The organism is Bacillus sp. URHA0034 (assembly GCF_056280405.1).
The window spans coordinates 29,449-44,597 of the sequence record NZ_JBWCDK010000002.1; the positions used below are offsets into that span (position 1 = coordinate 29,449).

The window sequence follows — 15,149 nt, forward strand, 5'->3', positions numbered from 1 at the left end:
ATTAAAAAAGCGAGACCGATTGGCCCCGCCTTTTATTTGACTATTACTTTTCCAGCCGTTCCATCATGTAAATAGTATACATCACAGAACCGTCTTAACCTGCTTCGTGTAGAAATAGCGTACAATATAAAAGTAGACTAATTGAATGAGTAAAAATATACCTAGTACGGCGAACGATACTTTTGTTAAGTCATAAAAGAATAGGTGCGACAAAGCAGTAAGTGCTACCGCACCATGAATCAGTGCCACTAAAATCGGTGCAAAGAAAAGAATCGCCGTTTGTCTAGTAAGTACCTTTTTCAATTCTTTCTCTGTAAGGCCCATTTTTGCGATCGAATGGAATTTTTGTTTGTCTTCCTCTAAATCCGCATAAAGCCGGAAATAAAGGAAACTTCCTGCCGAGACAAAAAAGACAATTCCAATAAATAAGCCTACAAATAATACTAGTCCATATTGTTTATTTAATTGATATATATTATAATCCCTAGCAAAAAAATCATGAGGAGGAAGTACTTCCGCTAACTTTCTGGAAGCGGCTAAAATGTTTTCTTTCCCATCCGTTACCTGCCATGCATGATAATGCTCTTCCTTTGACGGAGCGGGCAGTTCCTCAAAATCCTGATCAGAAACGACGTAATAAGAATTAGTAGCTGGTAAGGCTCTTGAATGAATCACTTCACCCGGAATTAATGTAACACCTGATTTCAATTTAATCGTTTGCTTGACTAATTCTTTGGTTTGTCCAAATGGATTTCCAGCAAATTCAATTACTTTAACCTGACCCTTTTCAATCGTAATTGTATCTTCTCCCAGTAAAACAGCAAACCGATTAAAATCCGATTCCCTAGCAATAAGGATGGAATCATGGCCAATCTCATAAAACTTAAGCGTCGTTTGCTCGTGATTCGCTTCCATCTTTTCTTCCCTAATCGTTTTATTAATAACAGCTGTATCCTGGTTATCGTGGTCAACCGTTTCATAGGAAAAAGTATAAGGATAGTTATTTTTCATCCCTGCCGTATAAAAGGTTTGAAATCCAAACAACGTCCCAATTGCACTAAATGCCACAGTAGAAACAATGGCTACCATAAAAAAAGTGCGAGCATTATCCTTCATTCGGAACGAAAGATCTGATAAGAGAATCATGTTCGTTTTGCGCCAAAAAATGGTATCATTCCTTTTAAATCTCCGGATCAAATAAACACTTAACTGGGTAAACAACAGATAAGTACCAATAATCACAACAATAATCACGGGCAGCATCGCGATGATTACGATGGTTCCCTTTGCAAGTAACGCAGCTGAATATCCCATTACGAGTAGGAATACGGCCAAAACCGTTAGAAAGATATTCGCCTTTGGTTCGCCTTTTGACTTCTTATTTCCTTTTATTAAGTCAATCAGCTTTCGACTGCGTAAAACATAGGATACAAATAACGAAATAATGAAAAATAACAATATAAAGGAACCGAACGTTACCATAACGGCTTGAATCGGAATATAAAAGTGGAGTGCGTCACCCAAGACAAGCACATTTTCCGCTATCAATAAAATCCCTTTCGAAAAAATCAATCCCAGCAATATCCCGCCTAATGTGGCAAAAAAGCCAATCAACATGTTTTCCATGAATACCATTAAACGAATTTGCCTAACGGACATCCCTTGCATCATCAATAGCCCGAACTCTTTCTTCCGTGTACTTAAGAATGTACTCATTGAATAGAGAACGAAGAAAAAGGAAAAGACATAGATGATTCCTGCCGAAATATTCATCCCTTTTTGGACGGATAAATTCATCTTACTTCCAGTTAAAGACGGGTGGAAGGCGAAAATCGCAAATGTAAAAAATACCATCACTGTAAACATGCTGCTTAGGAAGTATGCCGCATACAGCCGTTTGTTGCGAACGACATTATTAAACGCGAATCTGCGAAAGGTCATGGCCATCCCCTCCTAGTAAAGAGAGTGTATCGATGATTTTTTGGAAAAAGGCCTGACGATTACTCCCGCGATGAATTTCTGAATAGAACTTTCCGTCTCGGATAAAAATGACCCGATGGCAATAACTAGCCGCCTGTGGATCATGGGTCACCAGTAACATCGTGGTGCGTTCCATCTTATTGATCGATTCCAACATTTCCATGACATCCTTCGACGACTTCGAATCAAGATTCCCGGTCGGTTCATCTGCGAGCAGCATCTTGGGCACATGAATCATCGCCCTAGCGACAGCCACCCTTTGTGCCTGACCACCTGATATTTCATAGGTACGCTTGTTCATGATCGAGGCAATCCCCAATTTTCCCGCGATTTCCTGTGCCTTTTGTTTCATCTCTTTGACCTTTTTCCCATCAAGAGTCAACGGAAGGACAATATTTTCCTCCACGGTTAACGTATGTAGCAAATTAAAGTCCTGGAAAACAAACCCGAGTTCTCGTCTACGGAATTTTGCCAAATCTTCTCTTTTGAGACGATGTGGATTCCCTCCATTTATTAGTATCTCACCAGTTGTTGGTTCATCTATCGTCGCAATCATGTTCAAAAGAGTTGTTTTCCCGCTCCCAGAAGGCCCCATGATGCCCACAAATTCCCCATCTTCAATTGATAAATTAATATGGTTTAATGCTTTATAGGCAATTTTACCTTCATAAATTTTACTTACCTGTTTAACTTCTAACATCACCAGATCCCCTTTCCTCATTTTGATCTGTGATTAGTATACCGTGCTCCGTTCTGCCCTAACTATCGATTCTTCTTTCACTTTCCTTACAAGTTTGTAAGGTTTTGAGTTTCTGAAAAAATGATGCGGAAGGTTGTCCCTTTGCCTACTTCTGACTCCATTTCGATTCTGTGGCTGAGGGTATCTAATGTTTCCTTCGTCAAATACAGCCCCATTCCCGTGGATTCTCGAAATTTCCTGCCATTTTCCCCGGTATAAAAAGGATCAAATATCCGTCGTTTATCTTCTTCTGGTATGCCAATTCCAAAGTCTTTTACTTCCAGAATGGCCTCTTTCCCTCTTTCATAAAGGGAAATGACAATCCGATTACTGGTTTTGAAAGAATATTTGACAGCATTATTAATCAGCTGGGAGAGGATAAAAAACAGCCACTTTTCATCAGTCTCCACCGTCATTCCTTCCTTTTCAACCTCTAGCTTAGGATAGACTTTGTTGCGAATATAAAATCGTTTATTCTCTCTGTTCACTTCGTCTATCAATTTTGAGAGATTCACCGGCTTAATATGAAAATCCTGTTCGATTGTTCGTAGCCGTGCCATGTAGAGGACCGTGTTCAAGCCTGTTTTCATCCGTTCGGTCTCTTCCCGAATGCTGGAAGACTCGGGTTCATCTAAATTTTGGGCCGTTAGTTCAATCACCGACAAAGGGGTTTTCATCTGATGCACCCATTGATCCATAAACTTCCGATGCTCTTCCTGCTCTTTTTCGACTAATTCTAATTGACTTTGAAACAGCATGTACTGGTCACGCAACAACCGATCGAAGGCGATAGAAATCGGCGCGTCATCTGTTTTTTGAAAGCTGTCATCTAGTGACTCTAACGGGTGGTTCAGGCGCTGGTACAATTTCTTACGTGATAAATAATAATAAATAAGATAGCAGCCAAGAATGAAAAAGCTAAGAAAAGCAGCATAAAAAAATAGCAGGATATCGCGATATCCATCAAGCCATAAGATGGAAAGGATGACAAGCAATTGCACAGCCTGTACCACAATCAGTAAGGAATATTCCTTAAAAAACAATCTCATTCCACAGCTTCCATCCAAGAAAGGTTTAACCGATACCCGGCCCCTCTTACTGTTTCCACTGCATCAATTAGCCCAATTTCCTGAAATTTTTTCCGAACTCTCGTGATATTCACATTTAATGTATTTTCATCGACATAGCTTTGGTCATCCCAGAGTTTCTCTAACAAGTCTTCACGACCGGCCACCCGTGGATATCGTTCCATTAAGCTCTCGATAATATCTGATTCTTTCTTTGATAAGGAGATGGTTTTGGTACCAAAGGTCAACTCCATTCTTTCCGGAAAGAATGTAAGACCTGCGTTTTCTATAACCCGATCCTTATGATTGGTGGCATATTCCCCATAAGCACGGCGCAGCTGGCTGCGGATTTTGGCCATAACAATTTCCGCACTAAATGGCTTGGTGATATAATCATCTCCACCATTCTCTAATGCCATTACCTGATCCATCTCACCAATTCGTGCCGAGATAAAAATGACGGGACACACAGACTCTTTCCGAATCTGCCTGCACCAATAATACCCATCAAAACTCGGTAAATTAATATCTAACAAAACCAGATTTGGATTTATTTCATAAAATGCAGTCATTACATGTTCAAAGTCGATCACGCACGTTACATCATAGCCATATTTTTCAATATGTATTTTCAAATGTTCGGCAATTTTAGGATCATCCTCAACAATCATTATTTTTTGCAAGTTCCATCACTCCTTGTTTCAGATACCATTATGGCACAGATTACAAAAGAGAAAAAGCCGGCCAGTACTGGCCGACCTTGAATCTATTCATTAATCATGTTTATGGCACTATTTAATGCGTCAACCACCCTGTCACACCAATGGTCAAATTCCTCATCAGGAATTTGCAGTTCAGGATGAGCTACTATGTATTCGACCGTTTGCTTAACCCCTTGGTCAAATCGGGTCGCAGCGACAAAATCGGGAACCAGTCGTTTTAGTTTAGAATTATCGAAAACGACGGAATTGGCCTTATCCCCCAACAATCCTCCCCTGTAATCCTCTTTACTGCAAGCGTCCAAAAATTCCGATGACACATGAATCGCATTCAGTTTTACTCCAAGCGCGTCCGCGATTGCTTCGTAAATTTGATTCCAAGTAAGACTCTCATCTGACGTGATCTGAACAGCCTCACCGATGGAATGGAGATTGCCCATTAGGCCAATAAAGCCTTTTGCAAAATCACGATTGTGTGTCATTGTCCACAAGGAAGTGCCATCCCCATGAATAATAACAGGTTTATTCTCGAGCATTCGTTTGGCTACCTGCCAGGAACCTTTGCTTCCATGTACGCCAAGTGGTATGGAACGTTCGTCATAGGTATGACTTGGTCTTACAATCGTGATGGGAAAGCCTTCCTCACGATAAAGTTTCAGCAAATACTCTTCACAGGCTATCTTATTTCTCGAATATTGCCAATATGGATTGGATAATGGCGTTCCTTCTGTAATTCGATAGTCGGACAAAGGAGTTTGGTAGGCTGAAGCAGAGCTAATAAAGATAAATTGTTTCGTTTTCCCCTTAAATAAGCGATAATCTCTTTCCAGTTGCGCAGGTTCAAACGCGATGAAATCAGCGACAACGTCAAACTCTAAATCTTCAATCAATCTGGAAACCTGGTTTTCATCATTAATATCCGCTTGCAGTAAATTTACCCCTTCAGGCAAGCGATCCTTTTTGTTCCCTCTATTAAGAAGGTAAAGATCGCATCCCATTGTGACCAATTGCTTCGTAATGGCCGAACTAATCGTTCCCGTCCCGCCGATAAATAACGCTTTCATTTCTACACCTCCGTTAATTCTAACGTGATCTATTTAATTAAACGTTAGCAAATAAATATTCTATATTGTTTTCAAAATTCCTTTTTTTCAACTCTATAATCTTACAATCAGATTCGACTTTTTAATAGATTTAAATCGGGAATTGTCCAGGTAATAATGTTCGTAATTGATTAATATAATCAATCATGTACTAATTTGTCCAGATTTACCAAATCCTCTAGAATGTTGGTGTTACTATAATTGAATTTTATAAGAATAGTAGAAGGCAAGAATAGCTGGAAACGGTATTTATTTTCCTTGATTGTCATTTTTCTGTTTATCGTTGTCGGGTCGCTGCCTTATGCCATCATCAGTGAATGGATTGTGAATACGGATGGAAACCCCCATACCTATTATGATTTTAGTAAAGAGGAGTATGTTGGGATTAACCCGTTACTTTATTTTGCCTTGATGAACACCCCATTCTTGTTTTTGGCTTTTAGGCCTTTTTGTTGTGATTCGTTTCATTCATAAACGGAAATTCACATCGCTCATTACGCCCAATAGAAAAATTGATTGGAAGAGAATAGGCTTTGGATTTTCTACCTACTTTGTCATCTTAGCTCTGACTACCACCATCGATTTCCTGGTAAACCCTGGGGATTACTCCTTAAACGATGTCAGAGTTTCTGATTTTTTGATTTTATTTGTGCTCGTGCTGGTTTTAACTCCCATTCAAACGACATGTGAGGAATTATTTTTCAGAGGATATCTCATGCAGATGTTGGGAAAATGGATTCACATTCCTTTTCTTTTATCACTTAGCGCAGGCTTCATTTTTGGCGCACTCCATTTCACCAATCCTGAAATGGGATACTCCCCTATATTGGTTGGAGCGGATTATTTGATAACTGGATTTATTTGGTGTTATATCACTGCAAAAACGAACAGTAGCGAATTATCGATTGGAGCGCACGCAGCAAATAATATGCTATTGGGATGGTTCTTCACAATGGGGAACTCTGCCTTGGGTGACCTTCCATCCTTATTTGTTGTCACAAATATTGATCCGGCTATCTCACTATTGTGGACTATTGTTTCTCTTGGAGTTTTCTTATTTATTTCGTTGAGTAAATATAAATTTACGAGACGTTAATAAAGATGCCAGCCACCTTGCTGTTTTTGCAGGGTATCTGGCATCTTTTTTAGATGAAAAGTGATTTAAAAAGAATGGCAAATGTTGTTACAACATTTGAAAGTTATCAATTTGTCAATCATGACTAAATATCCTATCATGGAATGATATGATTTTTACTTGTTACTATTAACTCTCGTGTTTTGGCATCATATATTTTATAACTAATTTCAAACATATGGTCTTTTGTAACTGTCACATCACAATAATAAGGGATTGATTTTCCATAAGCATCAAGTTTAGGAATATTTTTGAAGGTAAACATTTCATCTGTATCTAGCATTTTAAAGTCCGCTTCAGACGAACGACCTCCTGAATCTATATCGATCACACACTTTCCACTTACAACATCATATTTTTTTAGCACAACATCTTTCAGGCTTGGGAGAGTAAACGTTAAAAGTAAAACACCAATAGATAAGATTCCCAGGCATTTAATTACATTTAACAATCGAAAGCCTGTGGTACCATACATCACAATTAAGGTAATTACTGCACCTATTACAAATAAGGCTCCAAGTATGAGCATAAAATAATAAACAAACATGTTATCACTTCCACTAACTATTAAATGAACTATAATATTACTACTTCTCCCATTATACTTCCACGTTATTTCAATAAGAAAGAGCTGCCATCAAAGCAACTCCTTGTAAAACTTTTATAGAGATAGTAAGGTCGCCGCAGCACCTATTTTCTATTTTAAATAAAGGCTGTGTTAATCTTGTATGTTGATTTGCGCTCCAGTCGGCTTCGCTTTCCGCGTGCGTGCCGGGGAGCCTCCTCGGCGATGAAAGCGCCTGCGGGGTCTCCCCCGTACTCCCACAGGACATTGAAATTCATCCTCGAATCCGCCCACGCACGAAGAAAATGCGATAGCATTTTCGAGGAGACTTCGCCGCCTTCCGCTCCAATCAACATGCTAAAAATCAACAATATGCTTTAACACAGCCTAAATAAAAAAGCCACCGTTTTGTGGCAGCTAATCGACAAAACAAAAAAACATGTTATCTTTTAATAATAGCGATCGAATTCAGAGCTTGGCGTAGAGTAGAATAGGTGGAAATACCATTAAAATCGAGTCCTAGCTGTACGGCTGTTTGTGCTATCTCAGGTGTAACTCCAGAAAGGCTAGGTGTCACCCCCATTAATCCCAATGCTTTTATCAGTTGGAAAATTTGATGTGCTACCATTGTATCAATGATTGGAACACCTGATAAATCAATAACAAGAAAATTTACTCCCAGATTGGCACACTGGTTCAATGTTTTTTCAAGCATTACCTTTGCCCGTCTTGCATCGATTTCACCCACAAGTGGAAGTAACGCTACCTCGTTGTTAAGAGTAATAACCGGTGAACTTAACTCCAGTATAAGTTCCTGTTGCGCAGATAGTTTTCCTTCTAAATAGTATTGATGCTCTTCAACAAAGCCTAAAATAACTTTATCAAATGCTTTTAAAATCACTCGATTCCAGCTATCTATCACCTCATCGGGAAACTCACCCTTATGTAGAGCTACAAAATCTTTAATATAATCAAGATACTGTTCCCGAACCCTGAAAAATTCTCTTAAGATAAATTGGGTTGGTGTGTTTAAATGCTGGGGATCTTGAGCAATTGAAAGGATCCATTTTTGAAATGCTTCAAGGAACGCTGTTTCCTCTTTAATAAAGACCTCACAAAGATGAAAATGGAAGTCAAAGTTTTGTTTTTTTAAAGTATTGATTACTTTAGCGTCATCCGAGGCATATACTCCTGAAGGGTCATTTTTATCTAGAGAATTATACCATTCCTCTGTAAGATTTCTTGCCTTATCCAATAGAAACGAGTGTAATTCTTTATTTCTATGCAACTTAACTCCCCCTCAACCAATTCAATCTACTATTAAGTAAATTTTAACTTATCTTATCACTTAAGTCTTGCTGTATGCATCACCTTATTGTACTTTCCTGCCACTTTCGTATAAGATTTCTCTTTCTATCTGAAACGGCAGCCAAAAGCAAATGAAAACCTAACCATTATCCTTGGCCTCAGTGAGGGTGCACAGATTTTACCCGCGGTTTATGCCTGAGAGCTGTCAGGGGTTATGAACCTTTTATAACTGTCGGAGTTCTTCCTTCTTGGACTATACAGGGGTTATGAACCCTTCATAACTGTCGGAGCTCTTCCTTCTTGGACTGTACAGGGGTTATGAACCTTTCATAACTGTCGGAGCTCCTCTTTCTTGGACTGTACAGGGGTTATAAACCCCTCATAACTGTCGAAGCTCCTTCTTCTTGTACTATATAGTGGTTATGAACTCGCTTAATTGTCCTTTAGAAAAATAATTATGTTGAAGCACCTCTATGAAAATACTATGATTACATGGTAGGTACAATTTTCAACCATGCACTGAAGGCGAGGAAATAGTCATGCATTTATTTGATATAAGAAGAATTTTTATGACGGTGCTCGGAAACTTATCTATCGGAATTGCCGTTGCCCTATTACGTTTAAGTCATTTTGGTACTGACCCTTTTAGCACGATGAATTTAGGGGTTAGTGGATTTTTAGATGTTTCGTTCGGGGTTTATCAATTAATCATTAATTTATTCCTACTTATTATACAATTTATTTTTGTCCGAAATGCTATTGGGTTTGGTACGCTTGTTAATATGGTTGGAATCGGTTTCATTTCCGATTTTTTCGTAAATGGCTACCATGTATTATTCGGCTCTTCTGTGCTGTTCGTTACCAAAATTTTATTCCTACTTATTGCGGTAGTCTTAATTGGAATCGGAGTTGCCCTTTATATGACATCCGATTTGGGCATTTCGCCATGGGATGCAATGCCACTAATCATTCAAAAATTATCGCATAATAAAATACCATTTATCCTCGCTCGAATCTTCGCTGATGTAATAAGTGTAGTGATTGGTTTTTCCTTCGGGGCCATCGTGGGGGTCGCCACCGTCATCATGGCATTTGGTACCGGCCCACTTGTCCAATACTTCCGGAAACAACTTGCAGAACCATTATTGCGAAATACTCGAGCAGCCTTACCTACGTCCGTTGACCTTAATAAGTAATCACTGAAAAACCTCTATTTCAAAGTAGCGGTTTTTTCGTTATAAGTTCCTTATTTCCTAGGGAAGCGCATAATCTGACAATATCGGCAAAAGCGTCCATATCATGACCGGGAACAGTCATCCTTTCTATTGCTCGAGTTTATTTACTTTTCTATTTAAAAACATTACTCCAATCTCTCCGCCGTTCATTACTACCTCTTCTCCCTTTCAAAAACAGTCATAAAATGGACTCTAGAACTTTTCCGTTTTTATGTTCGTCGGCATACGATAAAGTACCGAATGCTTACATGGAAAGGAGGAGACGATGTTGAGCAAGGAGAAAAAAGGTAAATCACTTTGGCGCCCATTATTAGCAGCACCCGCTTTACTTTTTCTAGCCCCTGTTTCCATCGGACTGTATCTAACTCATCCCTTCCCGGCAAAAACCATGAAAACTCCAAAGGAATATGGTCTGGAATTCGAAGATATTGTATTCTTCAGCCGAAAAGATCAAGTTCAGCTGTCTGGCTGGTGGATCCCTGCAGCTTCAAACCAAAGCAAAAAAACGGTCATCACGGCACACGGCTATATGAATGAACGTGCCATGGAAGGGATTGAAGGACTACAACTCGCTAAAGTTCTTTCAGAAAATGGATATAATGTCCTGATGTTTGACTTTCGTAATGCAGGCAAGTCGAAGGGAAGAACCACAGGGATCGGATATTTCGAAAGGCACGATTTGTATTCGGCGATTGAATATGCTATTCAGGAAAAAAGCCAGGAAAAGATTGCTCTCCTTGGTTGGAGTATGGGAGCTGCAGCTGCTCTTATTGCCGGCTGCGAACATCCTGCTGTATCCGTCATCATTGCCGATAGTCCCTTTAGTGAATTAGGACCTTTTTTAAAAGAAAATCTTTCTTACTGGACCAAGCTGCCCAAAAGGCTATTTACACCAATTATTTATCATTCTATGAGAATACTCCTCAAAATCGACCCCACTGAAGTTTCACCCCTTAATCATGTGAAAAATACGAAAGGAAAATCGTTTTTCATCATCCATAGTAAATCGGATGAAGCGATTCCTTTTGCTGAGAGTGAAAAAATCGTTCAATCTATCTCATCCGATAACCATAAAGAATTATGGCTGACGAAAGATTGTCAACACATTAATTCGTATCTTTTTCATAAAAAAGAGTATGCACGCCGTGTACTCCGATTTCTAGATAAGTACTTAAAGCTTAGCTAAGGCCACATTTCAAAATTCTTTTTGTTGAAATTTATAACCGTTCACAAATTCGGTAATGGTCGCCATTTCGTCATCTGTCAGTTTTCTCGCTACATTATTCTCGTATTGCTCTATTATTTTCTGTTTTTCACCGTCAAACATAGCGGTGTACCCTGCTATCGTTCTAAGCATCGCAACTTCCTTGCCGAATTCCTCTTTTGAAAGTGGCTTCCAATGAGATAGCACGTATGTATCCGCGTCAAAGGACTCTAATCTATCTAAAAGCAGCAAAGTTTCATCGATGGTATAGTTTTCTTTTTCAGAAAAAATATCAGGGTAAAGACAATCCCCTAAAAAGAGAATTTTCTCTTCTTTGATAAATACAACCACGGAGTCGGATGCGTGATTGCCCCCCTACCTGCTGAACGATACAGGTTACCCCTCCCAGGTCAATTTCTATTTGTTTCTCAAAAGTTAAGTCAGGTAATACGATGGTAATCTCTCGGTTATCCGAGAATTCCTTCTTAATGGCCGTTGCACAAAATTCAATCTCTGTTCCTTTTTTTACTCTTTCATCTAGGGCTTCATCTGACCACGAAAGGTCAATCAATTTTTCTATTCCCCTTTTTGTCTCTTTAGAACAAATCGATACTGCCTTCGTTAAAGCAGATAAGCCAAAGATATGATCCCAATGACAATGAGTGAGGATAACTAAATTTGGTTGGGGAACTTTCCTTTTTAACAGCTCTTCAAGAAAATGTTGAGCATGTTTTTCTGAGTTTCCTGCATCAATCATTAATGTCTTATTTTCACCAACGACCATTCCTAGGATAGGGCGGTCGGTCTCTGATACTGGCGTCATATACCAGAACCTTTTACCAATGCTTTCAACTGAATGCATAATTGGATCCCCTCCATTCTTAATTTTTGGCTCATAATGTAATCGTTTTTGCTCTTCGGACAGCTTGAAAGCATGCTATTGAGCCGAATCATGTATCTCAATCAAGGTGACATTAAGAAACTTTACTGTCGCAAAAAGGGCGATGACATCCCTGTTTGCCATCGCCCTTTTTATCTTATATTCATACTCTCTAAATGCAATTCGCGTCTACTACCTGTCCAGATACCGACATAAGATCGTTTATGTTAACCCATCCACCAATATTTTGAGATTGGTCAACTGCTTCGATTGTGAATGCTAGGCTAATCTGGTTGGAAAGGGACAATGTGGACCTTTTGCCGATACAATTTTTAGCTTTTTGCAAAGAATCAACCCTTACCCCTTCACACGTAATCATATACCGCTGCATCGGTACAAAAATTAGTACTCCCCTTAAAGGATCAAAAGATTTTATAAAACCTTCTGCCGTTGTCCCATCTCGAAAAGATAATCTGATCCATCGCTTTTGCTGATAACAAGCCAGAATTTTTTGAAATAGTCCTTGTCTGTAGTCATAGTAGTATGGATAGAAAGGCTGGTAAGGATCATTTGGATACAATATGCAGCATCCCCTCTCTTTAATCTGTAAATCTTTTCATGTATATGAGGAAAAAGAGGGATGGTGCTTGTCATTAGCCAGTGTGTGAATAAGAAAAGTGATCAAGCTGACGATTGATATCTCTTATTTATGAAGGATGGCAAATTTATCATTCCTTTTCGTTTTAAAAAAACACCAAAAAGTACTGGTAATTCGACATATCCATTAATTGAATCATTTATTTTCAATGGTAACTTTCTCGATTCAAAACCGTCTAATTATATAAATTTTAACAGCAAAGAATTAAAGTATCTGGAGGCGAAATATTAATGAAAAAGAAAGGATCCTTTGATCTAAAGCAAAGACAAATTCAAAAATTATATCAAGAAGAACTTAAGCTGAAAGAATCAGATCATACTTTTTTTCTTATCGTCTGTGGCTGTTTTATTCTATTATTACCGCTTATTCCATTAACTTATAATTTTTTCCACTCTTATTAATGAAGGGGTTGTTTGAAGACGTTATTTATGTCATAGACGACATTAATAACCAATGCTATATAAAAGCGTTCCCGCTTATTCAGGAACGCTTCCATGATACGTTATTAGTCTTACTTAAGTTTGAAATAATTAAAGGCAATTCCCCTAAATCATTTATGATTAAATCTGTTGTGAAATTGGGCCATTGAATATCCTTTTTCCAAATTCCATGCATTCCTATATTTTGAGCAGCTTTCACATCATTTTCAGGATGATCGCCAACATAAACACTTTGATTGGGCGAAACATCGATTTGTTTCAAAGCTCGGAAAAAGATATTGGGGTCAGGTTTTTTTAGTCCTTCCCATTCCGATACTAGGATAGTTTGAAAATACTTTTCAATACCTAAAGCCATTATATTATCCATTTGAAATTGTCCTATTCCATTTGTAATCATCCCGAGGGTAAGATTATTGTTCCTCAGCTCCTCCAGCATTTCATAAAGATTTGGAAAGGGGATGCAATTATTCTTAAATTCCCTTTTATAATCCTGAAGCAAGTCCTCCCAGGTTATTCCTGTAATGTCCAGTTCCTCAGTCAGTTGTTGATATACTTTATCTTTCCACACGTATCCACGGTTATCGAGTTCAATAAATCGTGAAATGTATTTATCTTTCGGTATGTGATTACCCCACTTATTCAATCGTTCAAATTGATTATCAACAAATTTCTTCACCGATTCGTCCCTATTTAACAACGTTCCATCTAAATCAAATATGACTGCCTTAATCATCGTGTCCCCCACTCCCTGAACACTTTTTTACTTTTATTCTATACCATCATTCAATATACTTACTTCAATTAACCAGCCCTGTTTCTTCAATAAGAAAAAGCATTACCGTTGTTCTAGTAATGCACCCATTAGCTTAAGGACAATATTTCACAAATATTTCACAGTAAAGTTGCTATTATGACTGCTGCTTATAATCGCGTTACGTTATCTTCTACGACAGCAAAGCAGGATTTTTAGAGTCTGATTCTCGTTTTCTTTTCATTATTTCTTCTAGTTCTTTTTTTGTATCTGGATGGAGCACAATCTTATCCGTAAGGTCTAGTCCCGATGGTTTGAACTTCCTACCCCACTTTCTTGAAAATGAACGCCAATCACAAACCATTTCGATTAGATATTTTTCGGGCATAGGCAAAGCAATTTTGTTTTTTGGATCACAAAAAACAAACGTTGTTGTGTAAAGTATGACGATCCACTTTCCATCCTGTTCGAGAATCCTAGTTGCCTCTTCTGGACGTCCAGTCAGTGTATACAAAATGGCAGTATTAAAGTGACCCCTTACATTAACAGCAATTTCCCATAAGAACAAAAGCCACCCCTGAACAAATTGACCCATTAAAAAGAAACCAAAGCCTGGAAGGAAAAATGACCATGCTAACGGTACTAGCGGATTAGAATAATGAACAAAGTTCGCACAAGTTCCGTCAATGTTGAAGCGGATGCGTCGAGAACGTTTTTGTGATTTCATAGGATTATCATTTACAATTTCTTACAGCTTTAAACAACTGCTATTATACTCCTTGTGTCGCTAACCTGCTCAGTTACTTCAATAATAAAAAAGACCGCCGCAGCGTACATCCTTAAGCTCAAGCACCGTTAATATAGTAAGGAAATTTACAATCAAGGAAAATTTTAAATAACTGTCTAATCTGTTAAAAAAACCATCTTAAATAATGGCATAACACTATTCATCGTCCTCTTAATCATCTTCACTTTCCCAAGTATAAAAGATTCCAGAGACTCCATATTCCATTGCTTCATCAAAGCATTCGAGTATTGCCTCATCTTCGCCTTCATACATTTCTCGACTTCCGATAAATTGGTCTTCAACTTTTATTACTTCCCAACCTTGATTACTCACGTACTGTTTCGCTTTATTCAAAGCTGATTTCATATTTGTTGATTTAGCAAAACAAAGTACTATTGCCCCGATACATATTTCTCTTTCTGGATTATCTAAGTGGGGAATAGCCTCTAATTCAAAGACATAAATTGTCATAGTGTCCTCCTGTTAAATTTGCAGTTGATTTCTTCTTATTAAATTCAACAAATTACAAAACAATACCTTTTTCCACTAACCTGCCACGTTGGCGGAAAAAGAAAAGC

At 38.4% G+C, this 15,149-nt stretch carries 17 protein-coding genes and 1 pseudogene; 6 read left to right on the forward strand and 12 right to left on the reverse strand.

What is annotated here, in order from left to right; translation table 11 throughout:
* Window positions 1-81: 81 nt before the first annotated feature.
* From ACZ9EE_RS02345 to ACZ9EE_RS02365, 5 genes are all read right to left on the reverse strand, one after another.
* Window positions 82-1,941 carry an ABC transporter permease gene (locus ACZ9EE_RS02345; protein WP_476025084.1) on the reverse strand — a complete coding sequence of 620 codons (1,860 nt, stop codon included), beginning with the start codon at window positions 1,939-1,941 and terminating at the stop codon, window positions 82-84.
* Entirely contained in the window at window positions 1,916-2,680 is a 765-nt protein-coding gene (locus tag ACZ9EE_RS02350; RefSeq protein WP_476025085.1) for an ABC transporter ATP-binding protein, read from the reverse strand. The genes ACZ9EE_RS02345 and ACZ9EE_RS02350 overlap by 26 nt, the downstream gene beginning before the upstream one ends.
* Window positions 2,681-2,766: 86 nt before the next feature.
* Window positions 2,767-3,768 carry a sensor histidine kinase gene (locus tag ACZ9EE_RS02355; protein WP_476025086.1) on the reverse strand — a complete coding sequence of 334 codons (1,002 nt, stop codon included), beginning with the start codon at window positions 3,766-3,768 and terminating at the stop codon, window positions 2,767-2,769.
* On the reverse strand, window positions 3,765-4,469 hold the full coding sequence (locus ACZ9EE_RS02360; protein WP_476025087.1) for a response regulator transcription factor: 705 nt from the start codon (window positions 4,467-4,469) through the stop codon (window positions 3,765-3,767). The genes ACZ9EE_RS02355 and ACZ9EE_RS02360 overlap by 4 nt, the downstream gene beginning before the upstream one ends.
* A gap of 83 nt (window positions 4,470-4,552) precedes the next feature.
* Window positions 4,553-5,569: an SDR family oxidoreductase gene (locus tag ACZ9EE_RS02365; RefSeq protein ID WP_476025088.1), complete on the reverse strand. Its 1,017-nt coding sequence runs from the start codon at window positions 5,567-5,569 to the stop codon at window positions 4,553-4,555.
* A gap of 240 nt (window positions 5,570-5,809) precedes the next feature.
* On the opposite strand from ACZ9EE_RS02365, the gene ACZ9EE_RS02370 reads away from it, so the two are divergent.
* Together ACZ9EE_RS02370 and ACZ9EE_RS02375 are read left to right on the forward strand one after the other, a co-directional pair.
* Window positions 5,810-6,082, forward strand: coding sequence for a hypothetical protein (locus ACZ9EE_RS02370; RefSeq protein ID WP_476025089.1), 273 nt, complete (start codon window positions 5,810-5,812; stop codon window positions 6,080-6,082).
* 175 nt (window positions 6,083-6,257) lie between these two features.
* Window positions 6,258-6,704, forward strand: coding sequence for a lysostaphin resistance A-like protein (locus ACZ9EE_RS02375; RefSeq protein ID WP_476032827.1), 447 nt, complete (start codon window positions 6,258-6,260; stop codon window positions 6,702-6,704).
* A 136-nt stretch (window positions 6,705-6,840) separates the two neighbouring features.
* Here ACZ9EE_RS02375 and ACZ9EE_RS02380 read toward each other — a convergent pair whose 3' ends face one another.
* Window positions 6,841-7,290, reverse strand: a complete 450-nt coding sequence (locus ACZ9EE_RS02380) for a hypothetical protein (protein ID WP_476025090.1) — start codon at window positions 7,288-7,290, stop codon at window positions 6,841-6,843.
* Between the two features lie 460 nt (window positions 7,291-7,750).
* Window positions 7,751-8,596, reverse strand: a complete 846-nt coding sequence (locus ACZ9EE_RS02385) for an STAS domain-containing protein (protein ID WP_476025091.1) — start codon at window positions 8,594-8,596, stop codon at window positions 7,751-7,753.
* 559 nt (window positions 8,597-9,155) lie between these two features.
* Here ACZ9EE_RS02385 and ACZ9EE_RS02390 point away from each other — a divergent pair.
* On the forward strand, window positions 9,156-9,812 hold the full coding sequence (locus ACZ9EE_RS02390; protein WP_476025092.1) for a YczE/YyaS/YitT family protein: 657 nt from the start codon (window positions 9,156-9,158) through the stop codon (window positions 9,810-9,812).
* A gap of 304 nt (window positions 9,813-10,116) precedes the next feature.
* Window positions 10,117-11,037 (forward strand): alpha/beta hydrolase, encoded by a 921-nt coding sequence (locus ACZ9EE_RS02395; RefSeq protein WP_476025093.1) that lies wholly within the window; start codon window positions 10,117-10,119, stop codon window positions 11,035-11,037.
* Between the two features lie 9 nt (window positions 11,038-11,046).
* Here ACZ9EE_RS02395 and ACZ9EE_RS02400 read toward each other — a convergent pair.
* Window positions 11,047-11,917, reverse strand: a pseudogene (locus tag ACZ9EE_RS02400) (MBL fold metallo-hydrolase).
* Window positions 11,918-12,107: 190 nt separating this feature from the next.
* A complete protein-coding gene (locus tag ACZ9EE_RS02405; protein WP_476025094.1) occupies window positions 12,108-12,515 on the reverse strand; it encodes a hypothetical protein in 408 nt (135 codons plus the stop codon).
* A 129-nt stretch (window positions 12,516-12,644) separates the two neighbouring features.
* On the opposite strand from ACZ9EE_RS02405, the gene ACZ9EE_RS02410 reads away from it, so the two are divergent.
* On the forward strand, window positions 12,645-12,824 hold the full coding sequence (locus ACZ9EE_RS02410) for a hypothetical protein (RefSeq protein ID WP_476025095.1): 180 nt from the start codon (window positions 12,645-12,647) through the stop codon (window positions 12,822-12,824).
* The gene (locus ACZ9EE_RS02415) at window positions 12,824-12,994 is read left to right on the forward strand and encodes a hypothetical protein (protein WP_476025096.1); all 171 of its coding nucleotides are present in this window, start codon (window positions 12,824-12,826) and stop codon (window positions 12,992-12,994) included. The genes ACZ9EE_RS02410 and ACZ9EE_RS02415 overlap by 1 nt, the downstream gene beginning before the upstream one ends.
* A gap of 79 nt (window positions 12,995-13,073) precedes the next feature.
* On the opposite strand, the gene ACZ9EE_RS02420 is transcribed toward ACZ9EE_RS02415, so the two are convergent.
* The 3 genes from ACZ9EE_RS02420 to ACZ9EE_RS02430 all read right to left on the reverse strand — a co-directional run bounded on the left by ACZ9EE_RS02420 (window position 13,074) and on the right by ACZ9EE_RS02430 (window position 15,042).
* Window positions 13,074-13,766: an HAD family hydrolase gene (locus ACZ9EE_RS02420; protein WP_476025097.1), complete on the reverse strand. Its 693-nt coding sequence runs from the start codon at window positions 13,764-13,766 to the stop codon at window positions 13,074-13,076.
* Window positions 13,767-13,977: 211 nt separating this feature from the next.
* Complete coding sequence (locus tag ACZ9EE_RS02425; protein WP_476025098.1) at window positions 13,978-14,511, reverse strand: DUF5662 family protein; 534 nt, start codon at window positions 14,509-14,511, stop codon at window positions 13,978-13,980.
* A gap of 231 nt (window positions 14,512-14,742) precedes the next feature.
* The gene (locus ACZ9EE_RS02430; RefSeq protein WP_476025099.1) at window positions 14,743-15,042 is read right to left on the reverse strand and encodes a hypothetical protein; all 300 of its coding nucleotides are present in this window, start codon (window positions 15,040-15,042) and stop codon (window positions 14,743-14,745) included.
* Between the last annotated feature and the right edge of the window lie 107 nt (window positions 15,043-15,149).